This is a genomic window from Synechococcus sp. CCAP 1479/10 (assembly GCF_019038515.1).
Taxonomy (GTDB): Bacteria; Cyanobacteriota; Cyanobacteriia; order PCC-6307; family Cyanobiaceae; genus Cyanobium.
Genome location: NZ_JAFKRJ010000008.1, coordinates 61,710 through 88,371 on the forward strand (window position 1 = coordinate 61,710; position 26,662 = coordinate 88,371).

The window sequence follows — 26,662 nt, forward strand, 5'->3', positions numbered from 1 at the left end:
GTTGCGGCCCTTCTCCACCCCCGGCTCCATCCACGCCTCCACCACCGCCCGCCTTATTGCCCCATGACCAGCTGGCTTCTGCTTGCCGAGGCAGGTGCGACCGCAGGGTCGCCCGAGGGAGGTCTGTTCGACCTCGACGCCACCCTGCCGCTCATGGCGCTGCAGGTGGTGATCCTCACCTTCATTCTCAACAGCCTGTTCTTCCGACCGGTCGGCAAGGCCGTCGAGGACCGTGAGGGCTACATCGCCACCAGCCGGACCCAGGCGAAGGAGAAGCTCGCCCAGGCCGAGCGCCTCGAGGCTGATCTCAAGGAACAGCTGAAGGGGGCCCGTCTCGAGGCCCAGAAGGTGATTCTGGAGGCCGAGCAGGATTCCGACCGTCTCTACCGTGAGGCCCTGGCGGTGGCCCAGGCGGATGCCATCGCCAGCCGCGAAAGCGCCCGCAGCAAGATCGATGCTCAGCGCGCCGAAGCTCTGAGCGCTCTCGAGGCCGATGCCGACAGGCTCGCCGACCTCATCGTCGACCGTCTCCTGACCGCCTCATGATCACCTCCACCATCCCGTCGCTCCTCGCGAGCCACGGCAGCTTCGGCCTCAACCTCGACATCTTCGAGACCAACATCATCAACCTGGCGATCGTCATCGCCGGCCTGACGTGGTTCCTGAGGGGTTTCCTCGGGGGCATCCTGGAGCGCCGCCGCGAGCGGATCCTGGGGGAACTCAAGGACGCCGAGGAGCGCCTGAACGCGGCCACCGCCTCCCTCGCCGAGGCCCAGAAGAGCCTGGGTGAGGCCCGCACCCGCGCCGAGAAGATCCGCGCCGACGGCAAGGTCCGCGCCGAGGCCATCCGCTTCGAGAGCGAGAAGCGCACCGTCGAGGAGATGGCGCGCCTGAAGCAGGACTCCCAGTCCGACCTGGATTCGGAGGTCTCCCGCGTCAGCCGGCTGCTGCAGCGCGAGGCCGCCGAGATGGCCATCGCCAAGGCCCTGGTCAGCCTGCCCGGTCGCCTCGATGCCAGCACCCAGGCCCAGCTGATCGATCAGTCCATTCAATCGATGGGGAACGCCTGATGCCTCTGCTCAACACCATCACCACCCCCTACGCCGACGCCTTCCTTCAGGTGTGCGACGCCAACGGCGACACCGAGGCGGTGATCGATCAGGCCCGGGCGATCCTCGCCCTCTGGCACGACTCCAGCGACCTGCGTGAGGCGATGGCCTCCCCGGTCCTCGAGGTCGAAGGCAAGAAGGCGGCGCTCGAGAAACTCTTCGGCAAGGACATCTCCCCCTCCTTCCTGAATCTGCTCAAGCTGCTGGCCGACCGCCAGCGCATCGGTTTCCTCGATGCCGTCCTGGAGCGGCTCCTGGATCTCTACCGCGAGCAGAACCAGATCGCCCTGGCCACCGTGACCTCGGCGAGTCCCCTGAGCGAGGACCAGCAGGCGCTGCTCGCCGAGAAGGCCAAGGCCGTGGCCGGCACCGACAAGGTGGAGATCAGCCTCGCGGTGGATCCTGCCCTGATCGGCGGCTTCGTCCTCAGCGTCGGATCCCGGGTGATCGACGCCAGCCTCGCCGGCCAGGTGCGGCGCCTGGGCCTGACGCTCGCCAACGTGAGCTGACGCTTCCTTCCCTCCCCCCACTCCTCCCCACTTCATCGCCTCCCCTCCGGGGACTCCCACCCATGGTTTCCATCCGCCCCGACGAGATCAGCGCCATCCTCAAGAAGCAGATCGCCGACTACGACAAGTCGGTCTCTGTCAGCAACGTCGGCACCGTCCTGCAGATCGGTGATGGCATCGCCCGGGTCTACGGCCTCGAGCAGGTGATGGCCGGCGAGCTGGTGCTGTTCGAAGACGGCACCGAGGGCCTGGCGCTGAACCTGGAGGACGACAACGTCGGCGTCGTGCTGATGGGCGAGGGCCTGGGCATCCAGGAGGGCAGCACCGTCAAAGCCACCGGCCGCATCGCGGCGGTGCCCGTGGGCGACGCCATGCTGGGCCGGGTGGTGAACGCCCTGGGTCAGCCGATCGACGGCAAGGGTGAGATCGCCACCACCGAGACCCGCCTGATCGAGTCGATGGCGCCTGGCATCATCCAGCGCAAGTCGGTGCATGAGCCCATGCAGACCGGCATCACGGCCATCGACGCCATGATTCCCATCGGCCGCGGCCAGCGCGAGCTGATCATCGGCGACCGCCAGACCGGCAAGACCGCCATCTGCATCGACACCATCCTCAACCAGAAGGGTGAGGACGTCGTCTGTGTCTACGTGGCCATCGGCCAGAAGAACGCCTCGGTGGCCAACGTGGTGGAAGTGCTGCGCGAGCGCGGCGCCCTTGATTACACCGTGGTGGTGGCGGCCAGCGCCTCGGAAGCGGCCGCCCTCCAGTACCTGGCCCCCTACACCGGCGCGGCCATCGCCGAGTCCTTCATGTACAAGGGCAAGGCCACCCTGGTGGTGTACGACGACCTCACCAAGCAGGCCCAGGCTTATCGCCAGATGTCCCTGCTGCTGCGCCGTCCCCCCGGCCGTGAGGCCTACCCCGGCGACGTCTTCTACTGCCACAGCCGCCTGCTCGAGCGGGCCGCCAAGCTGTCCGACGCCATGGGCAAGGGCAGCATGACCGCCCTGCCGATCATCGAGACCCAGGCCGGTGACGTCTCGGCCTACATCCCCACCAACGTGATCTCGATCACCGACGGCCAGGTGTTCCTCAGCTCCGACCTGTTCAACTCCGGCCTGCGGCCCGCCATCAACGTGGGCATCTCAGTCAGCCGGGTGGGTGGCGCCGCCCAGACCAAGGCCATCAAGAAGATCGCCGGCACCCTGAAGCTGGAGCTGGCCCAGTTCGACGAACTGGCCGCCTTCTCCCAGTTCGCCTCCGACCTCGATGCCGCCACCCAGGCCCAGCTGGCCCGGGGCAAGCGTCTGCGTGAACTGCTCAAGCAGCCCCAGTTCAGCCCCCTGATCCTGGCCGAGCAGGTGGCCGTGGTGTACGCGGGCGTCAAGGGTCTGATCGACGACGTGCCCGTGGAGCTGGTTCCCCAGTTCGCCCGCGAACTGCGTGAGTACCTCAAGAGCAGCAAGCCCGAGTACATCAGCAAGGTTCAGACCGACAAGGTGCTGAGCGACGAATCCGAAGCCATGCTCAAGGAGGCCATCCGCGAGGTCACCTCCACGATGCTGGCCGCCGCCTGAGGAATCTCCACCCATGGCCAATCTCAAGGCAATCCGTGACCGGATCAGTTCGGTCAAAAACACACGCAAGATCACCGAAGCCATGAGGCTGGTGGCCGCCGCCAAGGTGCGTCGCGCCCAGGAGCAGGTGCTGCGCACCCGCCCCTTCGCCGACCGCCTGGCCCGGGTGCTCCAGAACCTCGAATCCCGCATGGGCTTCGAGGGCGCCGATTCACCGCTGCTGGCCGAGCGCCGGCCGGTGGGCACCATCACCCTGCTGGTGGTCACCGGCGACCGGGGCCTCTGTGGCGGCTACAACGCCAACGTGATCCGCCGGGCCGAGCAGCGCTTCGCCGAGCTCAAGGGCCAGGGCTTCACCGTGGACATGGTGCTGATGGGCCGCAAGGCCATCACCTACTTCACCAACCGCTCCTACCCGATCCGGGCCACCTTCACCGGTCTGGAGCAGGTGCCCACCTCCCAGGAGGCGAACGACATCGCCAACGAAGTGCTCGCAGAGTTCCTCTCCGCCAGCACCGACCGCGTGGAGATCGTCTTCACCCGCTTCATCAACCTGGTGAGCTCCCAGCCGGTCGTCCAGACCCTGCTGCCCCTCGATCCCCAGGGCATCGCCAGCTCCGACGATGAGATCTTCCGTCTCATCACCCGGGACGGCCGACTCGGGGTGGAGATCGGCAAGGTGGAGAACGCCGAGCCGGCCCTGCAGCCCGACTTCGTGTTCGAGCAGAGCCCGGAGCAGCTGCTTAATGCCCTGCTGCCCCTCTACCTGGCCAACCAGCTGCTGCGCTCCCTCCAGGAAGCGGCGGCCAGCGAACTGGCCAGCCGGATGACGGCCATGAACAACGCCAGCGACAACGCCAAGGCGCTCGCCAAGACCCTCACCCTCGACTACAACAAGGCCCGCCAGGCGGCCATCACCCAGGAGATCCTGGAAGTGGTGGGTGGCGCGGCCGCGATGGGCTGATCGTCAGCTCCAGGTGGCCGGTGGCGGCATCCCGCTCCCGGCCCAACTGCCAGCCTTCCGGGCAGAGCAGCAAGATTTCCATGGTCGTCCGGACCCGGCTACCGTGGCAGAGGTGGCCCCCCAGGGTGTGCCCCTCGGCGTCGGCCACCACCAGGTGCAGGTGGGCCCCATCCCTGCTGACGCTGCCCGCCAGCGTGATCACCTCCTGCGGCCCGGCCAGCATGACCCCCAGGGCCTGATCGGCGAAGCGCAGCACCGGACTCTCCAGGCTGCCGATCCCAGAGACGATGAAGCCGCAGAACTCCGGGTCCGCCTGAGCGAGCCGTTCGAGTTCGCCGCGCAGATCCATGCCCGGCGGTAGACGGAGGGGTCGGTACGGCATGGCGTGGCGGCGCCCTTCTTCAGGCGTTGGAACAGGCGCAGCGGTAACCCTTCTCGCGGAAGACCCGCAGACAGGCGTCCACCACGAGGGAGTCGTAGAGCACGCCGCGGTTTTTCTCGATTTCCCGGAGGGCGGCCTCGGTGCCCAGGCCGGCCCGGTAGGGGCGGTGGGCGCACATGGATTCCACCACGTCGGCGACGGCCACGATCAGGGATTCCGGCAGCAACTGATCGCCCGTCAGGCCGTTGGGGTAGCCACTGCCGTCCATCCGCTCGTGGTGCTCATGGACGATGCGCGCGATCGGCCAGGGGAAGGCCACGTCCTTGAGGATCTGGAAGCCGGCCTCGGCATGTTCCTTGATCAGGTCGTACTCAAGGCAGGTCAGCTTGGTGGGTTTGGAGAGAATTTCCGCCGGCACCATGATCTTGCCGATGTCGTGCACGGACGCCGCCAGCCGCAGGCCCTCCAACTCCTTCGGTGCCAGCCCCAGCTCCTCCCCGATGGCGACCGCCAGGTTGGCCACTCGCTTTTGGTGTCCGGCGGTGTAAGGGTCCCGCATCTCCGCCATCGCCCCCAGCACCGAGACGAGCTGCCGGTAGAGCAGCTCCTGTTCCCGGAGGGTGTCGATCCAGCCCGCCTCCGCCAGCTCCCTGGCAACGAGGCTGCCGAGTCGGGTGGCGATCGTGTCCAGCAGCAAGCGCTCCTCCGCCAGGAAGGGGCCTTCGCTGGCGTCATCGAAATGGTCGGTGTAACCCACGTCCACCGAGCCGTAGACCCTGTCGTTGACCCTGATCTCCGAAGACTGCACCGACTGGCAACGCTCCAGATCACCCGTCTGGTAGCGGCGGTCGCCGTGGCGGATTCTGGCGATGGCGTTGGCTGGATGCAGCCAGGCCGCCGGGATCGTGGTGACGATCTCCGCCAGCATGTCGTCGATCGTGCCCTGGCTGGTGCTGATGATGCGCTCGATCTGGTGGAGGCAGTGGAGCTCCTTCATCCGCTCGATGAGGGCCTGCTCCAACGGCAGCGCCAATCCCTCGAGGGAGCTGGCCGCCACCCTCGTTTTCCTCCCGCCATGGGGCCCGTATCGCTTCCTTATCCCAGCGTCCATTGCGCCTTCACTCCCAGAGGAGCAGACAAGCACGAAGCACCTGCAACGGCGGTCGGTGCTTTTCTGTTGTCTTCACGCTACACCTGTGTCAGCGACCACGCACCTGTCTGGGGATTCCGTGGGACAACGCGGCTGCGGGGAGGAAAACGGCCTCCAGCGGGGTAGCGACCGCATGACCGACCACGTCGATCCCTTCCCGTTGCAGCAGCTGGGCCTGGGTGTCGCCGTTGGGATCGCGCTTGGGCACGCCCAGGCTTCCGTCTGCTGACACGACGCGAAACCAGGGAACGTCCAGCTTCGTGCTGTCGTCCAGCTGGCTGAGGATGTAGGCCACGTGCCTGGGCATCACCGCCAGATGCTCGCCGATGGATTGGTAGGTGGTGATCTTCGATTCGGGAATCGTCGCGACGATCCGGAGCACCTGATCCTTGATGCGGGCGAAAGCCTCGGACTTCGCCATGGTGGACTAGTTCTGGTCGCGCACGGAGATGATGACGTTACCCTTCTTTCGTCCCGTGTCGACATAGCGGTGGGCTTCCGCGATCTGATCGAACGGATAGATCCGATCGATCACGGGTTGGAACGCTCCCGCCTCCGCCAGGGCGGCAAGCGTGAGCAGATCGTCGCGTTTCACGGTCGCGGGGCCGGCGATCACGCTGCGGCCGGATGTCAGCGAGACCCACAGCCCCGTCAGCATGTCGGGCAGTCCGGCCAGCACCAGCAGCAGCCGCCCCCCCTTCCGGAGTGAGCGCCGGCAGCGAGAAAAGGGCGCGGTGCCGACCGTGTCGACAATCACGTCATAGGTTTCGCCGTTGCGGGTGAAATCCTCCCGGGTGTAGTCGATGACCTGGGTCGCCCCCAGGGAGCGCACCAGTTCGAGGTTCGCGGAGCTGCACACCCCGGTGACCTCGGCCCCGGCGTTCCGGGCCAGCTGGATAACGGCGCTGCCCACCGCCCCGGAGGCCCCATTCACCAGCACCTTCTCGCCGGGTCGCACCCTGGCCCGGCGGAGGAAATCCAGGGCCGTCGTGCCGCCGAAGCACAGCGCGGCGGCCGTGGCGTCCGTGAGGCCGGGCGGTGTGGCCACCACCATGCCGTCCTCGGGCAGGCAGAGGTACTCGGCATGGCAGCCCATGGCCATGTCGCTGAAGGCGAAGACCCGCTCCCCCACCTGGAATCGGGTGACATCCCTGCCGATCGCAGCGACAACCCCGGCCAGCTCCGATCCGAGGATCGGCTGCCTGGGCTTTCGCAGGCCGAACACCAGCCGCATGATCAGGCCGAATCCCGTCGGCACCGTCTGGCTCCGAATCCGCCAGTCGGCCGAGGTGACCGTGGTGGCATGGATCCGGATCAGGATCTCCTTGGCCTTCGGGGTGGGTGTGGCGATCTCGCGGATCTGCAGCACCTCCGGCGGCCCGTAGCGTTCGGCGAGGACGGCCTTCATGGCAGGGGGGATCCGAGAAAGGAGGAATAGGCCCTGGAGAGGGCTTGCTTGCCGCCCGTTTCCACCACGGCGCCGTGGGCCACGATCACCCGGTCGAAGTCCCACCGCAGGAGAGCTTTCATGGCCTTGAGCAGCGAAGCTCTGTCGGCGGTGGCCAGGCGCTCGAGAATGGTGGGCTCCAGGCGAGCGTAACCACCGCCGATCCGGGTGAGGCAGCGGGTGAGCCAGGGGGCGGAGGCATCGAAGTGGAAGGCGCTGTCCGTCAGGACGAGGGTCCGGCTGGCGGTGTGGCAGAAGGCCACCTCATGCAGCGGCGCTGGGCCGGTGGGCCCCAGGGTGTGGAGCCCGCTGAGGCCACACAGCAGCAATCCCGGCCATGGGGAAGGCTCTTGCGCGTTGAGCAGTCGGTCCAGCTGCAGATGGGGACACTTCTGCCTCAGGAAGGGCGGACCCCAGCTGATGGCCTGGGGAAAGCGCTGCTGGAAGGCCTGGAGATAGAGATGGTGGAAGGCATTGGGCGCCACGATGTCGGTGACGACTCCGATGGCGGCCAGTTCGATTTCAAGCTCAGGGGTTGGCTGAATCGGCGAAAGGATCACCAGCCGGTTGCTGTTCTCCAGGCGGATGACGGTCATCCGGGTGCCGATGCTCAGGCCGAAGTAGGTCTGCGGTTGTTCGGCCACCCAGAGATCATCGGCGAGGCGCCGCAGCATGGGTGTGGCGGAAGGCTGGGCCCAACCTAAGGGCCTGGGCCAACAGGAGGTCTGCCTCAGCCCGCCGGGCGAAGAATCCGCAGCATCGCGTTGCCGCCGCGCTGAAATTCGTAGGGCACCGCTTCGATCGCCACCGTGAAACCCTCCGCGCGCAGGGCTGCCGCACTCTCCTCCAGGTGGGGCGACACTTCACCGCCCAGGGTGAGCAGGGGAAACACCCGCACCTCCCGCGCCACGCGGAGCAGCTCGAGCAGCGAGGCCCGATGGAAAGCGGCATCCAGCTGCAGGCTGTACAGAAACAGCAGATGGGAGCAGAGGGCCAGCTCGAAGCTGGCGTCGGCGAAGGGCAGGGAAGGCAGCGCGGCCTCCATATAGCGCCCCTGGGCCACACCGGTCGGATAGTCGTCCAGGAAGGTGCCCATGGCCTGCATGCGCCGCCGGCCGAGTTCCTCGGGCGTGGGGATGGCCTCCCAGACGAAGTCGCTGCGGTTCTGGCGGATCTGTTCGATCACCTGGTCGTAGGTGGCGGCGATGCGGGAGGCGATCTCCTCCCGGCTGAAGCGATAGATCGGATCGCAGGAGATCACCGCCGTGCCCCTGCGGCTGGCTTGGGCATTGAAGCTGGCCGGTCCATCCCCGCAGCCCAGGATCCGGCCCGCCAGGTCGTCCGACGTGAGGGCGAACATGGCCCCGTACTCCTCGAAGGAGCGGCCCCAGGGGACGACCTGATCCAGGGTGAACATGGTGGAACTGGGGGGGTGAGCTCAAGCCAGGGAATGATTGTCCCGTTCCCGCCCGGTTCGTCCATGGCCGATGCCGCCGTCCCCGCCGCCACCCCCGCCGCGCTGGCGATCGAGTCCCTGTTCCCGATGGCCCTGGGCCGGGTGCAGCTGGCCCCCGATCCCCTCGACACCGCTCTGCTTTTGCAGCGGGCCCTGGAGCTGCGGGAGCGGGCCCCCAGTGAGGAGGGGGTGGCCTGGACCGGCGATGTGCGCGGCGCCGGGGAACTGCACCGCGACCCCTTGTTCGCCCCCCTGATCGGCCGGCTGGCGGGCCATGCCTGGGCGTATCTGGCGGCGCTGGGGTTTGATCGCCGGCGCCTGGCCCTGCATGTGCAGCGCAGCTGGCCGGTGATCAGCGAGGCCGGCGAGCAGGTGGGGCGCCACCACCACCCCAACGCCCACCTCAGCGCCATCTACTACCTCAATGGTGACGGCAGCGGCCGTAGCGGCTGCCTGCGCCTGTTCGCCCCCCGCCAAGTCAATGAGCTGGTGCCGGGGCTGGCGGTGGGCCAGGACGGCCCGATCGGGGCCGATGCCGCCCTCAACCGCCCCTGGCACGACGTGGCCCCCCGGGCGGGGCTGCTGCTGCTGTTCCCCGCGTCGGTCGACCATGCGGTGCTGCCCAACGAAGATCCCGAGGACACCCGCTTCTCGCTCAGCATCGACTTCGTCCTCACGGCCCCGGCGAACGCGCCCGATCCGGGCGAGTACCTCGCCCCCCACCCCGGTCGCTGGCTGGCGATCGGGGAAGATGGGTCCGAGCCGGGAGCCTGAGCCGCCCTGCCGACGCCGCCCCTCCCCGACCCCCATCCCCCGTGTCCGAGATCACCCCTGCGACGAGCCCAGCCACCGCGTCGGAGCTCCCCGTCTTCCAGGTCAGCGCCAGCCTGGATGGCACCGCCTACAGCTTTCCCTGCCGCAGCGACCAGACGGTGCTGAGCGCCGCCGAGGCCGCCGGGGTGCCCCTGCCCAGCTCCTGCTGCTCGGGTGTCTGCACCACCTGCGCCGCCCTGCTGCGCAGCGGCACCGTGCACCAGCCCGATGCCATGGGCGTCAAGGCCGAGCTTCAGGCCAAGGGCTATGCCCTGCTGTGCGTCTCCTATCCCCTCGCCGACCTCGACCTGCTGGCCGGCCAGGAGGACGCCCTCTACGAGGCCCAGTTCGGTCAGTTCCAGAAGTGAGCGCCCTGGTGCCCCTGGAGCTGTGGCTGCAGGCCTCCCCCGGTCCGCTGCTGCCCCAGCTGCGGCAGGCACTGGCCCGGGAGGCCCGCCGCCTGGCCGGTGAGGGCGCCGAGCCCCTGCGCTGGGCGATCACGGCGGTGGATCCCGGCCGCGGCCTGCGGCTGGAGGGGATCGTGGTGGCGCCGGCCCCCGCCCCCGGCCCTTGAGCGCGGCGGCCCCGCCCCTGCCCACCCTGCTGGTGATCCCCACCGGGGTGGGCTGCGCCGTGGGCGGCTTCGCCGGCGACGGCCTGCCGGCGGCCCGGCTGCTGGCGGCGGCCAGCGGCTGCCTGATCACCCACCCCAACGTGATGAACGCCGCCTCCCTTTACTGGAGCGACCGGCGCCTGCACTACGTGGAGGGCTGGAGCCTTGACCGTTTCGCCGCCGGCGAGCTGGCCCTCGCTCCGGTGCCCAGCCAGCGGGTGGGCGTGCTGCTGGATGCGGGCATCGAAGCGGAGCTGCTGCTGCGCCACCGCCAGGTGATCGACGCCTGCCGCGCCAGCCTGGGGCTGACCATCGGCCCGGTGCACAGCAGCGACGTTCCCCTGGAGGTGAGCCTCTCGATCGGGCCCAGCGGCAGCAGCTGGGGCACCATCGGCCGCCCCGACGCCCTGCTGCGGGCCGGAGAAGCTCTGCTGGCGGCCGGGGCCACGGCCATCGCCGTGGTGGCCCGCTTCCCCGACGAGCCCGGCAGTGACGCCCTGGCGGCCTACCGCCACGGCACGGGGGTGGATGCCCTGGCCGGGGCGGAGGCGGTGATCAGCCACCTGCTGGTGCGCCACCTGGGGGTGCCCTGTGCCCATGCCCCCGCCCTGGCGCCCCTGCCGCCCGACCCCGGGCTGGATCCGCGGGCGGCGGCCGAGGAGCTGGGCCACACCTTCCTGCCCTGCGTGCTGGTGGGCCTCAGCCGGGCCCCCTCGCTGCGGCCCGAGCCAGCCAGCGGCAACGGGCTGCTGCACGGCGCCGATGTGGGGGCGGTGGTGGCGCCGGCGGGAGCCCTGGGGGGGGAGGCGGTGCTGGCCTGCGCCGAGCGGGGCGTGCCCGTGATCGCCGTGGAGGGGAACCCCTGCCTGCTCCAGGTGGGTGGCGAGGCCCTGGGGCTGCCGGTGATCCCGGCTGCCAGCTACGCCGAGGCGGCCGGAATCGTGCTGGCCCTGCGGGAGGGCCTCGATCCTGCGGCCCTGCGGCGCCCCCTTCCGGACGCAAGGGGAGCGGGCTGAGGGGGGCTAGGGCTCGCCGAGGAAGTCCCGCTTGCCCAGCTCCACGCCGTTGTGGCGCAGGATGTCGTAGGCGGTGGTGACGTGGAAATAGACGTTGGGCAGCACGAAGAACAGCAGGAAGCTCTGGCCGCTGAAGCGGAGGGTCTCGCCCCGGATCGGCAGTTCGATCGCCTTGGTTTCGGTGCCGTCGATCTGCTCGGGGGTGAAGGCCTCCAGGCTGGCGAGGGTCGTCTCGATGCGGCCGATGAGGTCGCCGAAGCCGGCTTCGTTGTCTTCCATGGAGGCGCTTTCCACCCCGGCCAGCCGGGCCAGGCCGCGGCGGGCGATGTCGGTGGCGATCTGCACCTGGCGCACCAGGGGGAACATGTCGGGGTAGAGGCGGGCCTGCAGCAGCACGGCGGGATCGATCCCCTTGGCTTCGGCGTGGGCAGCCGCCTTGGCCAGGATCGCCGCCAGGTTGCGCAGGCTGCGGGCCATGGGCGAAACGGCCGCCTCGAACATCGAGAGGGTCATGGCTGGGGCGGGGGCCGGGGGCAGGCGAAGCGGACTGTAGGCCGGTCGAGCGGGTGGCCCGGCAGCGGCGATGAGCAGAAACACTCAGCCGGTTTCCCCCCTAAGGCGGACCGATTGCGAGTTAAGCTCTCTGCGATCGCTGCTCCGGGCGGCGCGTCGTCAAGTCGTTCTTCACACATTCACATGGCTGTCATCGAAAAGGTCCCCAGCGTCGTCTTCAAGACCCGTGTGCGCGATGAATCCGTGCCCGGCCCCAACCCCTTCCGCTGGCAGGACCTGACCACCGACGACATCTTCAAGGGCAAGAAGGTGGTGGTCTTCTCCCTCCCCGGCGCCTTCACCCCCACCTGCTCCTCCAACCACCTGCCCCGCTACGAGGCCCTGTACGAGGAGTTCAAGGGCCTGGGTGTGGACAGCATCGTCTGCGTGTCCGTCAACGACGCCTTTGTGATGTTCCAGTGGGGCAAGCAGGTGGGCGCCGACAAGGTGTTCCTGCTGCCCGACGGCAACGGTGAGTTCAGCCGCAAGATGGGCATGCTCGTCGAGAAGGACAACCTGGGCTTCGGTGCCCGCTCCTGGCGCTACTCGATGCTCGTCAACGACGGCACCGTCGAGAAGATGTTCGTGGAGCCCGGTCTCGAGGACAACTGCCCCACCGACCCCTTCGAGTGCTCTGACGCCGACACGATGCTGGCCTACCTGAAGGGCACCGCCCCCGCCGGCGTCTCCGCCCCCAGCCGCGAATTCGTCGGCTGAGGCCTCGCCACCGCTGATCAGATCGCCCCCGACTCCTGCAAAGGAGCCGGGGGCTTCCCGTTTTCGGGAGGATGCCCCAACGGCGAAGCGTCGCCAGCATGGGCCCATCAGCCGGGGGCGGACGAGACGGTGAGTGACGGGATCGGCACCACCAGCTTCCGTTTCCGCCCCCAGGGTCCCGGCCGCTTTTTCGTGGCGGCGTTCCTGTCGTTCTGGCTGTGTGGCTGGCTGGCGGGGGAGATCTTCGCCCTCTGGGTCCTGTGGCGAATGCTGGGAGGCGGGCTGGCCACCGGCCAGTGGGCCCTGCCGGCGGTTCTGTTTCTGCTGGTGTGGCTCAGCCTCTGGAGTGTCGGCGGTGCTGTCGCCCTGCGGCAGGTGCTGGGCGCTCTCTGGTCGGAGGATCGACTGGTGCTCGGGGCGGATGGCAGTCTCGTGCGCGAGGCCCATCGCGGGCCCTTCCGCCGCCGTCGGGCCCTGCCCCGCCAGGAGATCCGGCGCTTCCATGTGGGCCAGATCGGCGCCTGGGGTGGTCCCCTGATGGCTGAGCTGGGCGGCCGCCCTCTCGAGATCACCCGGCTCGGCAGCCTGCGGGAGCGGCAGGAGGCGGCCGATCAGCTCAACCGGCGGCTGGGCCTGCGCCCCCTCGCCGAAGACCCGGCCGATGGCCCGGGCCAGGCCCAGAGACGGATCCCGGCGGTGCCGGTCCTGCCGGAGGGCTGGCAGGAGCTCACCCCCTCCTTCGGCAGTCCGCTGCTGGTGCCCGAGCAGGCCCTGCGGCGGCAGCAGCGCCGCGCGATGGGCCTGGTCAATCTGGTGCTCTGGGGGCTGCTGGCCCTGCTGCTGCGGGGCGGCCCCGCCGGGCCGGTCTTCTGGGCCCTGGGGATTCCGCTGGCGCTGCTGGCCCTGGCCGGCGGCTGGGGCCAGCTGTGGCTGGCCTTCGGGCGCCTGGAGTGGCGGCTGGAGCCTCGGGTGCTGGTGCTGCAGCGCCGTTTCGGCCAGCGCCTGCGCACCCTGGGGGAAGCCCGGGCCCTGGAGCTGGTCGAGCTGGTCGATTCCGAAGGGGACCGCTCCTACCGCCTCCAGGCCCTCCGCCCCCCCGATCCGCCCCTGCGGGTCGACGACCACGCCACCGATCCGACCCCCCTGCGCCACCTGGGGGCCTGGCTGGCGATGCGCTCCCACGTGCCCTTCGACGACCGGGTGCCCAGCGAGGAGCAGCGGCGCCGGCAGCGGCGCGCGGAGATGGAGAGACTCCGCCAGCAGCTGGCCGGCTCCGGGCGGCTGGGGCGCTGGGCGGCCCGGCAGCTGGAGCGGGCCGAGGCGGCCGGGGCCGAAGCGGCCGCGCGGCGGCCGGACACCTGATGGGCCCGGATCCTGCGGGGATCAACCATCCGCTGGCAGCAAACATCTGCCGGGGATCCATTGCTTCTCCCGGTGCCAACGGTGGCGCCGTCACGGTGGCTGAACCAGGAAAGTCGACTAGCATTTTTTTTGTGATCTCTACAGATTTGCCGCAGAAGGGCTGCTTCACCCCAGTGCTTCTGCCCCGGATCTGCATCACGCCCCATGGAGATGGTGAACGGTTTCGATGGGCTTTTCCGACACGTTTCCTTTCCTGCATCCGGTTTCCCGGCAGAGAAAACGCAAAAAGGTGATCAGCGATACTGCCGTTAACTGTGAACCTCTTCTTGAGAGGTTGACGGCGATGGCTGAGCCCCGGACTTCTCCCCTTCCCGACGCCTCCTTGGCGGCTGCGGGTGCGGCGGCCGGCCTCCAGCCGATCCTCGACGCCCTGCCGGACCCGTTCCTGCTGCTGCGGCCCGAGCGGGTCGCCGGCGGCGCCATCCACGATTTCATCTGCACCTATGCCAACGGGGCGGCCTGCCGTCTCCATGGCCACCAGCTCGACCGGATCGTGGGGGCCCGGCTGCTGGATCTCCATCCGTCCCGGTGCCCAAGCGGCCTGTTTGAGCAAGGTGTCCGGGCCTACGAGGCTGGCCAGACCGTGGAGGTTTCAGCCCCCGGCCGGCCGGGCGATGTCCCGGTGGCGCCACGGACCCTGCGGCTGTTCCCCGCCGGCGGGTGGCTCTGCTGCCTATGGAGCGGGGCGAGCGAACCGGCCGACCTGCGCCGACGGCTTTCGGAGCTCGACCACAGCCAGCGCCACGACGCCGTCTCCGGCCTGGCCGTCCGCAGCGTCGCCCTGGCCCGGATCCGCCAGGCCCTCGATCGCCAGGCGGGCTCCGGCTCGATCCTGGCGGTGCTCAGCATCGGCGTGGACGGGCTCACCTCGGTGAACGATGCCCTCACCCATGCCGGCGGCGACCAGCTGATCGCCTTCCTGGCGGGGAGGATCGTCCGGGAGATCGGCGAGCCTGACCGGGTGGGCCGCGGCACCGGCGATGAATTCATCGTCCTGCTCAGTGATCTGGCCTCCGCGGGCGAGGCCGCCCATACGGCCGAGAGGATCCTCACGGCCTGCCGGGCGCCGATCACCATCGGCGGGCAGCCCATCGATCCCACGGTGAGCATCGGCATCGCCACCACCGCCGGCGGCTTCCTCCCCGACGAGCTGCTGCGGGATGCCAGCCTCGCCATGCGTCAGGCCAAGGCCCGGGGCCGCAACTGCTTCGCCCTGCTCGACGACGCCCTGGCCACCGAGGCCCACACGCGCCTGCTGTTCGCGGCCGAGATCCAGCGCGGACTGGTGATGGAGGAGTTCGCCGCCTGGTTCATGCCGATCGTCTGCTTCGCGAGCGGTGAGGTCACGGGCTACGAGGCCCTGGCCCGCTGGGTGCGCCCCGATGGCATCGACGTCACTCCCGCGGACTTCCTCCCCTGCGCCGAGCGCCGCGGCCTGATCGTCCGGATCGACCAGCTGGTGCTGCGCCAGGCCCTGGCGGCCCTCTCCCGGCTGCCCGAAGGCCTCACCATGGCGGTGAACGTCTCGGCGGCCACCCTCGCCCAGCCCGATCACCCCGAGCTGGTGGCCGAAGCCCTCGAGGCCGCCCGGGTGAGCCCGGATCGGCTGCATCTGGAGGTCACCGAGACGGCCCTGCTCAGCGTCACCGACCGGATCCGGCAGCAGATGGAGCAGCTCGCCGGCCGTGGGGTCCGCTGGTACGTGGATGACTTCGGCACCGGTTACTCCTCGGTCAGCCATCTCCGGGATCTGCCCATCGCCGGGCTGAAGCTGGACCGGTCCTTCACCTGTTCAATGCGGGCGAAGGACACCAAGAGCCTGCGGCTGTCCCAGGCGCTGGTGGGGGTGGCCGAAGGCCTGGAGCTCGACACCGTGGCCGAGGGGGTGGAAACCATCGAGGAGGCCCGTCTGCTCACCTCCCAGGGCTGGCTGCGGGGCCAGGGCTGGCTCTACGGCAAGGCGGCTCCCCTGGCGCCGTAGGGCTCTGCCGGCCGGAGCTGATTCAGCCCAGTTCGGCGCAGCAGGCCGCGAAGGCCGCCGCCGGGTCGGCGGCGCCGCTGATCGGGCGACCGATCACCAGCTGACTGGCGCCGGCCGCCACGGCCTGTGCCGGTGTCATCACCCGCCGTTGATCGGCCGTGTCACTGCCGGCGGGGCGGATCCCGGGGGTCACCAGGGCGAAGGGCCGGGGATGGGCGGCCCGCAGCCGGGCCACCTCCAGGGGGGAGCAGACCGCTCCGGTGAGGCCGGCGGCCGCCGCCAGCGCCGCCAGCTGGCCCGCGTAGGTCTCCAGCGGTGCTTCGATGGCCAGCTCGCAGCGGAAGCGGTCGGGATCCCAGCTGGTCAGCACGGTCACCGCCAGCAGGGTGGGGGCGCCCAGTCCCTCCTCGGCGGCGCCCTCCACGGCCGCGGCCTGGCCGGCGGCGAGGGCCTCGCTGCCGGCGCAGGCGTGCACGGTGATCAGCTCCGCCCCCAGCCGGGCGGCGCTGCGGCAGGCGCCGGCCATGGTGGCGGGGATGTCGTGGAACTTCAGATCCAGGAACACCCGCAGGCCCCGCCGCCGCAGCTCCCGCACCACTGCGGGTCCGGCGGCCGTGAACAGCTCCAGTCCCACCTTCACCCAGCGCAGTTCCGGGATCGCCCCCGCCAGGGCCAGCGCCGCGTCGGCGTCACCGCGGTCGAGGGCCAGGATGATCCGCTCGGCCGGGTCAAGGGTGGGCTCCATGGCCATGGCGGGGCGTGCGGCGTCCGCCATCAGGCCACCAGCCGCCGGAAGGTTTTCCGGCCCAGCTGCAGCACCTTGCCTTCCAGGTCCTCGGCGCTGGCGAACTCCTGGTTGGGGTCGCTGAGCTTTTCGCCGTCGAGCTTGACGCCGCCCCCCTGGATCTGGCGCCGCCCCTCGCTGCTGCTGGCGCAGACCTGCAGGGCGCTGAGCAGGTAGAAGGCCTTCAGCGGGAAGGTCAGCCCGGCCAGGGAGGCTTCGGGGACGCTGTCCGCGCTTATCTCCCCCGAAATCTTGCCCGTTCCGGCGAGGCCGGCGCCCACCAGCCCGGCCGCATCCCCCTGTGCCTGTAGGGCCGCGTCGCGCCCATGGCGGCTGGCGGTGACCTCCAGGGCCATGGCCTTCTGCCGCTCCCGGGGGTTGGTGGGCAGGGCCGCCGTGTCCAGATCGGTGAGCAGGGTGAGGTAGTCCTCCACCACCGCGTCCGGCACCTTCTCGAGCTTGGAATACATGGAGAGGGGGTCCTCCATCAGCCCCACCGTGTTGCCCAGGCTCTTGCTCATCTTCTGCACCCCGTCGAGGCCGGGCAGGATCGGCAGCAGCAGCCCGAACTGGGGCCGCTGGCCGAAATGCCGCTGCATGTCGCGCCCCATGGCCACGTTGAACTTCTGGTCGGTGCCGCCCAGTTCCAGGTCGGCGGCGACGGCCACCGAGTCGTAGCCCTGCAGCAGGGGATAGAGGAACTCGTGCAGGCTGATGGGGGTGCCCGAGCCGTAGCGGTTGGCGAAGTCCTCCTTGGCCAGCATCTGGCCCACGGTGCTGATGCCCAGCAGCTCGATCACCTGGGGCAGCGCCAGGCCGGCGAGCCACTCGGAGTTGCGTCGCACCTCCAGCCGGCCGGGGGTCTCGAAGTCGAGCAGGGAGCGCTCGGGGGGCTGGCCCTGGCCCAGCTGGGCCAGGTAGGTGGCGGCATTGGCCTCCACCGCCGCCGCGTCCAGCTGCACGCGGGTGCTGCTCTTGCCGGTGGGATCACCGATGCGGGCCGTGAAGTCGCCGATGATCAGGACCGCCGTGTGGCCGGCGTTCTGGAAGGCCCGCAGCTTGCGGAACAGAATGCTGTGGCCGAGGTGGATGTCGCTGCCGGTGGGGTCGATGCCCAGCTTCACCCGCAGGGGCCGGCCCTGGCGTTCCGCCTCCGCCAGCCGGGCCTCGAGCCGCTGATCCGGGTCGGGCTCCCGGCCGGCGGGGAACAGGTCGGCCATGCCCCGGGCCAGGGCGTCGGCCAGCGGTGGCACCGGCAGCGGCGCTGCCTGTTTCGCGTGCTCCGCTTCCCCCATCGACACCAGCCGCCTGCCTGGGGGGGATGGTAGGCAGCCGGGGTGCCCCGCTCGCTCAGCCCAGCAGGGTCACCACATCGGCCGCGGCCCGCTCGCCGCTGGCCACCGCCCCCTCGAAGAAGCCCGGCCAGCGCTCGGCCACCTCCGTGCCGGCCCAGAACACCCGGCCGTGGGGCCGCAGCAGGGCGTCGCCGCTGCCGGTCCACAGCCCGGGGGGCATCCAGCCGGCAAAGGCGCCGCCGACGAAGGGCTCCCGCGGCCAGTCCTTCTCGACGTAGTCGAGCGGCTCCAGCGCCATCGGGCCGAAGTAGGCGGCCAGATCCCCCAGGACCGCCGCCCGGCGCTGCTCGGCGTCCAGGGCCGACCAGCGCCCGTGGCGGCGGCCCGCCACGAAGGCGGCGATCACCCCCAGACCGGTCTCGGGATCGGAGCTGTCGGCGCAGAGTTCCACCCAGGGGCGATCGCCGATGCCGATGCCGGCCAGTCCGGCGTGCCGCCACCAGGGGCTGCGGTAGGCGACCAGCACCTTGGTGCAGCGGCCCATGGCCATGCCTTCCTGGAGGGCGAGCCGATCGGCCGGCAGCTCGGGCGTGAAGCGGATCGCGCCCGCCATCGCCGGCGGCATGGCCACGATCACCGCCCGGCAGCGGTGGCTGGCGTTGTCGGTGGTCACCGTGATGGCGCCCTCCGGATCGGGGCCGGAGGGACCCTTGCTCTGGTGGATGGCCCGCACGGGCTCCCCCAGCACCAGGGCGTCCCCCAGGCCTTCGGCCAGCAAGGCCGGCAGCTGGCCGGCACCGCCGTGGATCAGCTCCTCCTCGGGGTGGTCGCCCTGGGAGGCCGTGCGCTGCCCCCAGGCCACGTGCAGCAGCGACACCTGCTCCGGCTCCGCCGGCCCGAGAAAACCGACGGCCCGGCAGAAGTAGGCGAAGTACCAGGCGGCGAAGGGGGTGTGGGTGTTGGCCTCGATCCAGTCCTGGAAGCTCAGCCGGTCAAGGGCGTCGGCGTCGGGATGGTGATGGGGATGGCCCTCCGGCAGGGACACCACCAGCTCCTGGAAGCGCTCCAGGGCCTGCATCGCGTCCTCCCAGTCCGCTCTGGGCACCGAGGGTGGCTGCCCCTCCGGGAACCCCTGGAAGAAGCCGCTGAAGGTGCAGCGATGGGAGCCGAAACAGAGGACCGTCTCGCCGTCGTGGGGGGAGGGGAAGCGGCGCAGGCCGTGCTCCTCGAGCAGGGAGCGGAAACGGGAGTGGGTGGCGCCCACCCACTGACCGCCCAGGTCGATCCAGGCGGCGGGCTGGCCCCCGGCTTGCCCGGCCCCCGCCACGTTCAGGGGCGCCCGCACCATGCGGCCGCCCACGGCCGGCGCCGCCTCGATCACCTGCACCGTCAGGCCGGCCCTGCGCAGGTCCCTGGCGGCCACCAGCCCGGCCAGCCCTGCCCCGACGACGATGACGTCCTTCACTCCGGATCAGCCCGCCGCATCGAGCTGGCCCTTCATCCGCTCGAGGGTGAGGGTCATCTGTTCGAACATCTTCTCGGGGGTGAGGCCGAACTGGCCCAGTTGGGTGCGCAGCTGCTCGACGGTGAGCTTGGCCTGGAAGTCCTCGGAGAGTTCGAAGCGCTTCATGAACACCTGATAGCGCTCCATCATCTCCTCCATCCGCTCGATGTACAGCTTCTTGCCCTCGCGGTCGAACTTGCCGTATTCACTGCCCAGCTGCATCAGCTGCTGGTAATCGCTGAACAGCCGCTTCGCTTCGTCCTGGACGATCTCGGAGTCGAAGAAAGCCATGGGGACGTCTGCTCCAGACTGCGGGAGAGATCGATTCTGCAGAGACCGGGCACCCCTGGGGAGTGCGGATCCACGTATCGCGGTGCCCGGCCCGCCATGGCCGATACCGAAATGGAGCCGATTCCCTTGTGAGGATGGCTGGCCCCCATCGCTGGGGTGTCCCCGCCGCTGCGCCCGTGGACCTCACCCCCCTGCTGCCCCAGGTGCGTGACGACCTCAGCCGGGGACTGGCGCTGCTCAACGGTGTCCGGCTGGTGCTGTGCCTGGGCAGCCGGGCCCAGATCACCCTGCTGATGGGCACGCCCGCCCGGATCCTGGGGGCCGCCACCACCGCCGCCGAGGGGCTCGCCCAGGTGCGCCGCCATCGACCCGCCCTGCTGCTGGTCAGCGACCGGCTGGAGGAGGGCTGCGGCGTCGACCTGGTGGTGCAGGTCAAGGCCCGCCACCCCGAGGTCCGCACCCTGCTGCTGGTGACCCAGGAGCACCGCTTCGCCCGGATCCGCCAGGCCCTGCAGGCGGGCTGCGACGGCATCGTGTCGGAGTCGCGGCTGCTCGGCTCCGGTCTCCAGGCCCTGCATGCCGTGCTCAGCGGCGACCTGTACCTCGACCGTGCGCTGGTCGGGGCGGTCCTGGCGGACCAGGAGCCCGGCGGCGACGCCGCCGAGCCGCTCAGTGCCCGGGAGCGGCAGGTGCTCGAGCGGGTGGTGCACGGCCTGACGAACCACGAGATCGCCGGGGAGCTGATGGTTTCCGTCGACACCATCAAGACCCACGTCCGCAATGTGCTGCTCAAGCTGCGGGTCCGGGGCCGGATCCAGGCGGTGGTCATCGGCCTGCAGCTGGGCCTGGTCGACTGGCCCCGACCGGGAGGCACCCGCTAGTTTCAGGCCCGACGTGCGCGCGCTTGGGCCTCCATGGCAGGACGCCACTGGCTGGATCCCCTGGCCCGCCGCCTGCTGGAGGCCACCGGCCAGCTGCCGCCGCTGCCGCCATCACCGCCGCAGCCAGGGGCCGCCGGGACTGGGGCCGCCGGGATGGGCGCTGAAGAAGCGGTCGAGCGGGAACTGCTCGCCCTCAAGCTGGCCCTGAACCCGGCGCTGCGGTTCCGGGATGGGGCCGAGGTGCGCCAGGCGGCTGCCCTGGGCTGGAGCCTCGAGGTCAACCTCGCCGAGGCCGGCGACTGGCTGCGGCTGCCCGGCTGCCCCCCTGAGCTGGTGGACCGGCTGATCCGGCTTCAGGGCGAGGGTCAGCAGTGGTCGGGCCCCGGGGAGCTGGCCGCCGGGCTCCAGGTGTCCTCCGCCCAGGTGGGGATCTGGCTGCCGGTGCTGCGCTTCCGGCGCCGGGGCCAGCCCAGGCCTGCGCCCCTGCCGCCGCCACTGGCGATCAACCAGGCCTCTGAACGGCTGCTGCAGGAGCGGCTCGGCCTGGGGCCGGAGCGCTGCCGCTGGCTGCTGCAGGAGCGGGCCCGCCAGCCCTTCCGGGACCTGGCCGATCTCCAGCACCGCCTGGAGATCTCCCCCGAGCAGGTGGAGCGCTGGATCGGCCGGTTCCGCTACGACGCCGCCCCGGGGCCGGTGCTGCCGCCGGCCCCGGGGCGGGCCCGATGAGCCGGCAGGGGGAACTGTTTCCTGCGGCGGCGGTGGCCGGCGCCCCGCTGCCTCCCTCGCTGCCCCTGTGGCAGGAGCAGCTGCTCGCCTGGCAGGCCCGTCTCGCCGACCATCAGGCACCGCTCTTCGCCGCCACCGGTGCCGACGCCGCTGCCGCCCCCCTCCAGCAGGGGCAGCTGTTCCCCGTCCCCGCCGACCCCGGCGATCCCCTCGAGCAGGCGCGACGCCTCGATCCCCTCAGCCTCAGCCCCCAGAGCCTCTCCTTCTGGCGCTGGCCCCGGCTGCCCCAGCAGGGGGCGGCCCTCTATCTGGTGATGGATCGCCCGCCCCAGCTGCCGCTGCCCTTGTTGCTCTACGTCGGCGAGACGGGCCGGGCCGACCAGCGCTGGAAGGGCGACCACGACTGCAAGGACTATCTGGCGGCCTACGGCGAGGCCCTGGCGCGGGCGGGCCTGGAGGCGCGGCCGAGCATCCGCTTCTGGTCGGACGTGCCGGCGGCGGTCGCCCCCCGCCGGGCCCTGGAGCAGGCCCTGATCCGGCGCTGGCTGCCCCCCTTCAACAAGGAGACGCGGGACCGCTGGGCCACCCCGTTCACGGCCGATCCCGCCTGAATTCCAGGGCTGGGCTGGCTACGATCACGGGTCGCCTGCGCTGGGTCCATGGAGTTTCGCTGTCTTGCCGTCGACCGGGACGGCCAACGTCCCCTCACCGAGAGCTGGACGGGGGACACCCTGGTGGTGGGTCTGTTCGCCGGCGGCGGCAGCGGCGACGGGCGGGACCTGGTCGAGGAGCTGGTGGGGGAAGCCCTCGAGGGCTGGCTGCAGCGCCGCCGCTTCGAGGCCAAGAGTGGCCAGACGATCACCCTGGAGCGGCCCGGCGGCACCCCGGCGACGCTGATCCTGGTGGGCCTGGGGGACCCCGCCGAGTTCGGGCTCGACGCCCTGCGCCAGGCCGGTGCCGGTGCGGCCCGCACGGCCGCCAGCGCCGGTGCCGAGGAGCTCGGCCTGTGGTTCCCGCTGGAGGGGCTCGAGCCGGCGGCGGCGGCGGCGGCGATGGCGGAGGCGGTGCGGCTCGGCCTCTATGACGACCAGCGTTTCAAGAGCGAGGCCGAGCCCCGCCCCCTGCCGGCCCGGGTGACCGTGCTCGGGCTGGGGGAGGCCGCGGCGGCGGGCCTGGCCCATGTGGCAGCCACCTGCAGCGGCGTGGAACTGGCCCGGCGGCTGGTGGCGGCTCCGCCCAACAAGGCGACCCCCCAGTCGCTGGCCGACGAGGCCGCCGCCATCGCCGACGCCTTCGGGCTCGAGCTCAAGGTGCTGGAGCGGGCCGACTGTGAGGCCCTCGGCATGGGGGCCTACCTGGGGGTGGCCCAGGGCTCCGACCTGCCCCCCAAGTTCATCCACCTCACCATCAGGCCCACCGGAGAGGTGACCCGGCGGGTGGTGCTGGTGGGCAAGGGGCTCACCTTCGATTCCGGCGGCTACAACCTCAAGACGGCCGGCTCCCAGATCGAGATGATGAAGTACGACATGGGCGGCAGCGCCGCGGTGTTGGGGGCGGCCCGCGCCATCGCCGAGATCCGTCCCGCCGGCCTGGAGGTGCACGTGATCGTGGCCAGCTGCGAAAACATGATCAGCGGCGGCGCCATCCACCCGGGTGATGTGCTCACCGCCTCCAACGGCAAGACCATCGAGATCAACAACACCGACGCGGAGGGGCGCCTCACCCTGGCCGATGCCCTCGTCTACGCCTGCGGCCTGGAGCCCGATGCCATCGTCGATCTCGCCACCCTCACCGGCGCCTGCGTGATCGCCCTGGGCGAGGAGATCGCCGGACTCTGGTCCCCCAGTGACGGCCTGGCCGAGGCCCTGATCGCCGCCGGCACGGCCGGTGGCGAGGCCCTCTGGCGAATGCCCCTGCGCGGCTCCTACAAGAAAGGGCTCAAGAGCCACGTCGCCGACATGAAGAACACCGGCCCGCGGCCCGGGGGCTCGATCACCGCCGCCCTCTTCCTGCAGGACTTCGTGACCCGGGGGCTGCCCTGGGCCCACCTCGACATCGCCGGCACCGTCTGGAGCGACAAGGCGAGGGGGCTGGATCCGGCGGGGGCCACCGGCTTCGGGGTGCGCACCCTGGTGGCCTGGCTGGTGGCGGGCGCCGCGGTCTGAACGGCAGCGCCGCCGTCCCCGGCGGCTTTGGCGGCCGGAGCTTGCGGCCTAGGTTTGCTTCCAGACCAGACAACGCATCGCCCCATGGCCGTTCACAAGATCCGCTGGTACGTGAAGGCCCAGCTCGGTGTGCTCCTGCTCCCCGCCGGGCTCTGCCTCTTCGGGGAGGGGGTGATCCGCAAGGGCATCCAGACCTGGTCGGCCCTGGCGGCGGCGGCCGACCAGGGGCAGTCGCTGCCGGAGGCCGGCCCCTGGGTCTGGTACGGGGCCCTGGGCCTGATCCTGATCAACGCCGGGGTCGGACTGATGATCGAGAGCGGCCTGCTGCGTGGCTATCCCCGCACCCCGCCCCGGGCCTGAGCCACCCCTCAGACCGCCACCGGCTCGGTGTCACCCCTGCCGGGGATGTGGGCGTGCAGTTCGGCGGGGGATTCCAGGCGGTGGATCTGCCAGGTGGCCTTGTCACCGAAACGGGCCTGGAGCTTGTCGAGATCGTCGGACGCCTGCCTCGGGCTCGCGTAGGGCCCGATGTGGCGCGTCTGCAGACCGTCCCGGATGGTCAGCAGATACATACAGAAGCCCTCCGGTGATGGAACAAACGCTAAGGCATTTTCCCGGTCGCGACAGGGGGGGAAGGGCTGTTCGGATTCCCCTGCGGCTGATCGGCATCACCGCCGATGTCAGCCCTGCCAGCGCTGGCTGCTGCGGGCCCGCCGGCCCCAGACCGTGTCCAGGCGCCGGTCGCGGCCGCAGGACCAGCGGTAGTAGTTGTACCGGACGCCATTGCGCTTGGCGTAATTCTGGTGGTAGCCCTCCGCCGGCCAGAACTTCGCCAGGGGCCGGATCGTCACTTTGATCGCCGCCGCCGGCTTGCCCAGCTCCCGGGCGGCCGCCACCAGGCTGTTGCGGGCCTCCACGGCCTGGTTGGCGCTGGTGGTGAAGATCACGGGCCTGTAGGAATCGCCGCGGTCGCAGAACTGGCCGCCGCCGTCGAGGGGGTCGATGTTGCGCCAGTAGGCCCGCAGCAGGGTGTCGTAGCGGATCTCGGTGTTGTCGAAGCGCACCCGGACCACCTCCTGGTGGCCGCTTCCGCCGGCCGAGACCTGTCGGTAGGTGGGGTTGGCCCCCTTGCCGCCGCTGTAGCCGCTCTCCACGTCGAGGACCCCGGGGAGCACCTCCAGATCGTGCTCCAGGCACCAGAAGCAGCCGCCGGCCAGCACGGCCTCCTCGGTGGCCGCCAGGGCCGGTGCCACCGGCCCGCCGAGGGCGAGCAGCAGCCCCAGCAGCAGCGCGATCAGTCGCATGGCGTGTGTCCCGAGAACGGTTCGAGGATGGCCGTCGCCGCCCGGCGGGTGACGCCCGGCTCCCCCAGCTTCTGCCGCAGCCGAACGTAGCCCTCCTGCACCCGCTCCCGTGCCCCGGAGGCGGGATCGAACAGGGGCAGAAGGGCCGCCAGGATGGCGTCCGGGGTGAAATCGTCCTGGAGCAGTTCCGGCACGAGCCGTTCCTCCAGCACCAGGTTCACCGGGGAGATGTGGGCCACGTTGAAGTGGATCACATGTTTCGCCAGGAACGCCGTCGGCCGGCTCACCCGGTAGCCGGTCACCTGGGGCACCCCCCGCAGGGCCAGTTCCAGGTTGGCCGTGCCGGATTTGGTCAGGGCGGCGTCGGCCGCGGCACAGAGCAGGGGCCGCAGGGCATCGGCCTCACCGGCCGGGATCACCCGCACCGCCGTGGCTCCGGCCGCCCGCATGGTCTCGGCCAGGACCGCCTCGAACCCCGGCAGGCCGGCGGGAAGCAGCACCTGCAGGTCGGGATGCTGCCGCTGCAGCAGGGCCACCGCAGCGGCCATCGGCGGCAGCACATAGCGCAGCTCCTGTCGCCGCGAGGCCGGCAGCATCAGCAGCACCGGCGCCTCCGCCGGCAGGCCCAGCCGCTGGCGGGCGTCCTGCCGGGATGGGCGCTGCTGCAGGGTGTCGATCAGGGGATGGCCCACCCAGGTGACCTGGGCGCCGCGTGCGGCGTAGAAGCTGGCCTCCTCCGGGAAGATCGCCAGAATGCGGTCGGTGAAACCGATCAGCCTGGTGGTGCCGCCGTCGCCGAGGCGGAAGGCCCACTCCTGGGGAGCGATGTAATAGGTGATGGGCACATCGGGGTACAGCCGCCGCAGGCGCAGGCCCAGGTTCACGTTCGCCCCCATGTAGTCGATCAGCACCACCGCATCGGGGGGGTGCTGCTTCAGCCAGCGCCGCACCCTGGCCTGCAGCTTGAGGGTGGGAATGACCAGCGGGATCGGTTCCCACAGGCCGATGGCCCCGAGCTTGGTGGTGTCCGCGAGGAGCTGGGCCCCGGCCCGCTCCATCCGACTCCCCCCGAGGGCCACCACATCGAGGGGCAGGGAACGGCGGGCCGCCTCCTCGTGCAGGGCCTTGACCAGCAGGGAGCCCTGCAGATCACCGGAAACCTCCCCGGTGCTGACCAGCAGTCGCACCATCAGCGCTGGGCCGGCAGCGGTCCGCGCCGGCCCGGCCCCACCGAGGCCTCCAGAAAGGCGCACAGCTCATCGGCCGCGGCCAGCAGGGGCCGCTCCCGGGCCTGGCGCAGGGCGGCGGCCAGCACCAGGTCGCTGCGGTAGATGAGGGTCCAGAGATCCTGCAGCTGGCGGAACTGGGCGCCGTCGTCGAGCTGGGCCATGCCGCTGCGGCGCAGCCCGACGCGGTTCAGTCCCCGGATGCGGCCGGGGTGGCCCTCCACCGTCATGAACGGGGGCACGTCCCGGTCGATGCGGCTCATGCCGCCCACCATCGCCAGGCTGCCGATGTGGACGAACTGGTGGATGCCGAGCACGCCGCCGATCACGGCCCGCTCACCGATCACCACGTGGCCCGCCACGGCCACCCCGTTGGCGATGACGATGCGGTCGGAGAGCTGGCAGTTGTGGCCGATGTGGCTGTAGGCCATCAGCAGGTTGCCGTTGCCCAGCACGGTCCGCTCGCCCTCGGCGGTGGCGCGGTTGATGGTGACGCACTCCCGGATCGTGTTCTCATCGCCCATCACCACTTCGGTGGGGGCGCCGCCGTACTTGAGGTCCTGGGGCTCGAGGCCGATGCAGGCCCCCGGGAAGATCCGGTTGCCCTTCCCCATCCGCACCCGCCCGTCGATCACCACGTGGGGACCGATGCGGCTGCCCTCGCCGATCTCCACCTCCGGACCGATCACCGCATAGGGGCCGATCTCCACACCGGAGGCCAGCCGGGCCCTCGGATCGACCAGGGCGGTGGGATGCACCGATGTCGTCATGGCTG

The 26,662-nt window shown here is 70.7% G+C and carries 32 protein-coding genes; 17 read left to right on the forward strand and 15 right to left on the reverse strand.

Translation table 11 applies throughout. From position 1 onward, the window contains the following. The first annotated feature begins 63 nt into the window (after nucleotides 1-63). From KUG39_RS04095 to KUG39_RS04115, 5 genes are all read left to right on the forward strand, one after another. Nucleotides 64-546 carry a F0F1 ATP synthase subunit B' gene (locus KUG39_RS04095; RefSeq protein ID WP_190610738.1) on the forward strand — a complete coding sequence of 161 codons (483 nt, stop codon included), beginning with the start codon at nucleotides 64-66 and terminating at the stop codon, nucleotides 544-546. After that, nucleotides 543-1,070 (forward strand): F0F1 ATP synthase subunit B, encoded by a 528-nt coding sequence (locus KUG39_RS04100; RefSeq protein ID WP_190610737.1) that lies wholly within the window; start codon nucleotides 543-545, stop codon nucleotides 1,068-1,070. Before KUG39_RS04095 ends, KUG39_RS04100 begins: the two co-directional genes overlap by 4 nt. Then, nucleotides 1,070-1,618, forward strand: coding sequence for an ATP synthase F1 subunit delta (atpH, locus tag KUG39_RS04105; RefSeq protein ID WP_216913172.1), 549 nt, complete (start codon nucleotides 1,070-1,072; stop codon nucleotides 1,616-1,618). Before KUG39_RS04100 ends, atpH begins: the two co-directional genes overlap by 1 nt. Nucleotides 1,619-1,680: 62 nt before the next feature. After that, the gene (gene atpA / locus KUG39_RS04110) at nucleotides 1,681-3,198 is read left to right on the forward strand and encodes a F0F1 ATP synthase subunit alpha (protein WP_094585569.1); all 1,518 of its coding nucleotides are present in this window, start codon (nucleotides 1,681-1,683) and stop codon (nucleotides 3,196-3,198) included. A gap of 13 nt (nucleotides 3,199-3,211) precedes the next feature. Then, complete coding sequence (locus KUG39_RS04115; protein WP_094585570.1) at nucleotides 3,212-4,162, forward strand: F0F1 ATP synthase subunit gamma; 951 nt, start codon at nucleotides 3,212-3,214, stop codon at nucleotides 4,160-4,162. On the opposite strand, the gene KUG39_RS04120 is transcribed toward KUG39_RS04115, so the two are convergent. The 6 genes from KUG39_RS04120 to KUG39_RS04145 all read right to left on the reverse strand — a co-directional run bounded on the left by KUG39_RS04120 (nucleotide 4,113) and on the right by KUG39_RS04145 (nucleotide 8,558). Next, complete coding sequence (locus tag KUG39_RS04120; protein WP_216913174.1) at nucleotides 4,113-4,544, reverse strand: PPC domain-containing DNA-binding protein; 432 nt, start codon at nucleotides 4,542-4,544, stop codon at nucleotides 4,113-4,115. The two genes, KUG39_RS04115 and KUG39_RS04120, sit on opposite strands and share 50 nt — an antisense overlap. A 19-nt stretch (nucleotides 4,545-4,563) precedes the next feature. Beyond that, entirely contained in the window at nucleotides 4,564-5,601 is a 1,038-nt protein-coding gene (locus KUG39_RS17540) for an HD-GYP domain-containing protein (RefSeq protein ID WP_199297028.1), read from the reverse strand. Nucleotides 5,602-5,743: 142 nt separating this feature from the next. Continuing rightward, nucleotides 5,744-6,115 (reverse strand): MGMT family protein, encoded by a 372-nt coding sequence (locus KUG39_RS04130; RefSeq protein WP_216913178.1) that lies wholly within the window; start codon nucleotides 6,113-6,115, stop codon nucleotides 5,744-5,746. A gap of 6 nt (nucleotides 6,116-6,121) precedes the next feature. After that, the gene (locus tag KUG39_RS04135; RefSeq protein ID WP_216913180.1) at nucleotides 6,122-7,102 is read right to left on the reverse strand and encodes an NAD(P)-dependent alcohol dehydrogenase; all 981 of its coding nucleotides are present in this window, start codon (nucleotides 7,100-7,102) and stop codon (nucleotides 6,122-6,124) included. After that, the gene (locus tag KUG39_RS04140) at nucleotides 7,099-7,815 is read right to left on the reverse strand and encodes a DUF4336 domain-containing protein (protein ID WP_216913182.1); all 717 of its coding nucleotides are present in this window, start codon (nucleotides 7,813-7,815) and stop codon (nucleotides 7,099-7,101) included. The genes KUG39_RS04135 and KUG39_RS04140 overlap by 4 nt, the downstream gene beginning before the upstream one ends. Nucleotides 7,816-7,871: 56 nt before the next feature. Next, nucleotides 7,872-8,558 (reverse strand): malonyl-ACP O-methyltransferase BioC, encoded by a 687-nt coding sequence (locus KUG39_RS04145; protein WP_216913184.1) that lies wholly within the window; start codon nucleotides 8,556-8,558, stop codon nucleotides 7,872-7,874. Between the two features lie 63 nt (nucleotides 8,559-8,621). Between KUG39_RS04145 and KUG39_RS04150 the strand changes: the two genes are divergently transcribed. The 4 genes from KUG39_RS04150 to KUG39_RS04165 are packed head-to-tail and all read left to right on the forward strand — an operon-like array spanning nucleotide 8,622 to nucleotide 11,039. After that, nucleotides 8,622-9,371, forward strand: a complete 750-nt coding sequence (locus KUG39_RS04150) for a TIGR02466 family protein (protein WP_216913186.1) — start codon at nucleotides 8,622-8,624, stop codon at nucleotides 9,369-9,371. Nucleotides 9,372-9,412: 41 nt separating this feature from the next. After that, nucleotides 9,413-9,778, forward strand: a complete 366-nt coding sequence (locus KUG39_RS04155) for a 2Fe-2S iron-sulfur cluster-binding protein (RefSeq protein WP_353617328.1) — start codon at nucleotides 9,413-9,415, stop codon at nucleotides 9,776-9,778. Then, complete coding sequence (locus tag KUG39_RS04160; RefSeq protein WP_216913188.1) at nucleotides 9,775-9,984, forward strand: DUF8621 family protein; 210 nt, start codon at nucleotides 9,775-9,777, stop codon at nucleotides 9,982-9,984. The genes KUG39_RS04155 and KUG39_RS04160 overlap by 4 nt, the downstream gene beginning before the upstream one ends. Further along, complete coding sequence (locus KUG39_RS04165) at nucleotides 9,981-11,039, forward strand: DUF3326 domain-containing protein (RefSeq protein WP_216913190.1); 1,059 nt, start codon at nucleotides 9,981-9,983, stop codon at nucleotides 11,037-11,039. Before KUG39_RS04160 ends, KUG39_RS04165 begins: the two co-directional genes overlap by 4 nt. A 6-nt stretch (nucleotides 11,040-11,045) precedes the next feature. On the opposite strand, the gene KUG39_RS04170 is transcribed toward KUG39_RS04165, so the two are convergent. Beyond that, a complete protein-coding gene (locus tag KUG39_RS04170; RefSeq protein WP_216913192.1) occupies nucleotides 11,046-11,552 on the reverse strand; it encodes a DUF1993 domain-containing protein in 507 nt (168 codons plus the stop codon). A 183-nt stretch (nucleotides 11,553-11,735) separates the two neighbouring features. On the opposite strand from KUG39_RS04170, the gene KUG39_RS04175 reads away from it, so the two are divergent. The 3 genes from KUG39_RS04175 (at nucleotide 11,736) to KUG39_RS04185 (ending at nucleotide 15,711) form a co-directional block, all read left to right on the forward strand. Next, nucleotides 11,736-12,308: a peroxiredoxin gene (locus KUG39_RS04175; RefSeq protein WP_094585579.1), complete on the forward strand. Its 573-nt coding sequence runs from the start codon at nucleotides 11,736-11,738 to the stop codon at nucleotides 12,306-12,308. 129 nt (nucleotides 12,309-12,437) lie between these two features. Beyond that, the gene (locus KUG39_RS04180) at nucleotides 12,438-13,670 is read left to right on the forward strand and encodes a hypothetical protein (protein WP_216913194.1); all 1,233 of its coding nucleotides are present in this window, start codon (nucleotides 12,438-12,440) and stop codon (nucleotides 13,668-13,670) included. A 343-nt stretch (nucleotides 13,671-14,013) separates the two neighbouring features. After that, nucleotides 14,014-15,711 carry a sensor domain-containing protein gene (locus KUG39_RS04185; RefSeq protein WP_216913196.1) on the forward strand — a complete coding sequence of 566 codons (1,698 nt, stop codon included), beginning with the start codon at nucleotides 14,014-14,016 and terminating at the stop codon, nucleotides 15,709-15,711. A 22-nt stretch (nucleotides 15,712-15,733) separates the two neighbouring features. On the opposite strand, the gene pyrF is transcribed toward KUG39_RS04185, so the two are convergent. The 4 genes from pyrF to KUG39_RS04205 form a co-directional block, all read right to left on the reverse strand. Beyond that, complete coding sequence (gene pyrF / locus KUG39_RS04190) at nucleotides 15,734-16,486, reverse strand: orotidine-5'-phosphate decarboxylase (protein ID WP_286192932.1); 753 nt, start codon at nucleotides 16,484-16,486, stop codon at nucleotides 15,734-15,736. After that, complete coding sequence (gene tyrS, locus KUG39_RS04195; RefSeq protein WP_216913226.1) at nucleotides 16,486-17,715, reverse strand: tyrosine--tRNA ligase; 1,230 nt, start codon at nucleotides 17,713-17,715, stop codon at nucleotides 16,486-16,488. Before tyrS ends, pyrF begins: the two co-directional genes overlap by 1 nt. Before the next feature lie 130 nt (nucleotides 17,716-17,845). Then, nucleotides 17,846-19,255, reverse strand: coding sequence for a flavin monoamine oxidase family protein (locus tag KUG39_RS04200; RefSeq protein WP_216913198.1), 1,410 nt, complete (start codon nucleotides 19,253-19,255; stop codon nucleotides 17,846-17,848). 6 nt (nucleotides 19,256-19,261) lie between these two features. After that, complete coding sequence (locus KUG39_RS04205; RefSeq protein ID WP_094585584.1) at nucleotides 19,262-19,585, reverse strand: DUF1825 family protein; 324 nt, start codon at nucleotides 19,583-19,585, stop codon at nucleotides 19,262-19,264. A gap of 134 nt (nucleotides 19,586-19,719) precedes the next feature. On the opposite strand from KUG39_RS04205, the gene KUG39_RS04210 reads away from it, so the two are divergent. From KUG39_RS04210 to KUG39_RS04230, 5 genes are all read left to right on the forward strand, one after another. Continuing rightward, nucleotides 19,720-20,466, forward strand: coding sequence for a response regulator transcription factor (locus tag KUG39_RS04210; protein WP_143594110.1), 747 nt, complete (start codon nucleotides 19,720-19,722; stop codon nucleotides 20,464-20,466). Nucleotides 20,467-20,499: 33 nt separating this feature from the next. Then, the gene (locus KUG39_RS04215; RefSeq protein WP_216913200.1) at nucleotides 20,500-21,192 is read left to right on the forward strand and encodes a ComEA family DNA-binding protein; all 693 of its coding nucleotides are present in this window, start codon (nucleotides 20,500-20,502) and stop codon (nucleotides 21,190-21,192) included. Further along, the gene (locus tag KUG39_RS04220) at nucleotides 21,189-21,803 is read left to right on the forward strand and encodes a GIY-YIG nuclease family protein (RefSeq protein ID WP_216913202.1); all 615 of its coding nucleotides are present in this window, start codon (nucleotides 21,189-21,191) and stop codon (nucleotides 21,801-21,803) included. The genes KUG39_RS04215 and KUG39_RS04220 overlap by 4 nt, the downstream gene beginning before the upstream one ends. A gap of 48 nt (nucleotides 21,804-21,851) precedes the next feature. Next, nucleotides 21,852-23,357, forward strand: coding sequence for a leucyl aminopeptidase (locus KUG39_RS04225; protein ID WP_094585588.1), 1,506 nt, complete (start codon nucleotides 21,852-21,854; stop codon nucleotides 23,355-23,357). An 84-nt stretch (nucleotides 23,358-23,441) separates the two neighbouring features. Continuing rightward, nucleotides 23,442-23,717 (forward strand): hypothetical protein, encoded by a 276-nt coding sequence (locus tag KUG39_RS04230; RefSeq protein ID WP_094585589.1) that lies wholly within the window; start codon nucleotides 23,442-23,444, stop codon nucleotides 23,715-23,717. An 8-nt stretch (nucleotides 23,718-23,725) separates the two neighbouring features. On the opposite strand, the gene KUG39_RS04235 is transcribed toward KUG39_RS04230, so the two are convergent. From KUG39_RS04235 to lpxA, 4 genes are all read right to left on the reverse strand, one after another. Next, nucleotides 23,726-23,929 carry a hypothetical protein gene (locus KUG39_RS04235; RefSeq protein ID WP_094585590.1) on the reverse strand — a complete coding sequence of 68 codons (204 nt, stop codon included), beginning with the start codon at nucleotides 23,927-23,929 and terminating at the stop codon, nucleotides 23,726-23,728. Nucleotides 23,930-24,037: 108 nt separating this feature from the next. Beyond that, nucleotides 24,038-24,661, reverse strand: a complete 624-nt coding sequence (msrA, locus tag KUG39_RS04240) for a peptide-methionine (S)-S-oxide reductase MsrA (RefSeq protein ID WP_216913206.1) — start codon at nucleotides 24,659-24,661, stop codon at nucleotides 24,038-24,040. Further along, nucleotides 24,652-25,851 carry a lipid-A-disaccharide synthase gene (gene lpxB / locus KUG39_RS04245; protein WP_216913208.1) on the reverse strand — a complete coding sequence of 400 codons (1,200 nt, stop codon included), beginning with the start codon at nucleotides 25,849-25,851 and terminating at the stop codon, nucleotides 24,652-24,654. Before lpxB ends, msrA begins: the two co-directional genes overlap by 10 nt. Further along, nucleotides 25,851-26,657 carry an acyl-ACP--UDP-N-acetylglucosamine O-acyltransferase gene (gene lpxA / locus KUG39_RS04250; protein ID WP_190610711.1) on the reverse strand — a complete coding sequence of 269 codons (807 nt, stop codon included), beginning with the start codon at nucleotides 26,655-26,657 and terminating at the stop codon, nucleotides 25,851-25,853. Before lpxA ends, lpxB begins: the two co-directional genes overlap by 1 nt. Between the last annotated feature and the right edge of the window lie 5 nt (nucleotides 26,658-26,662).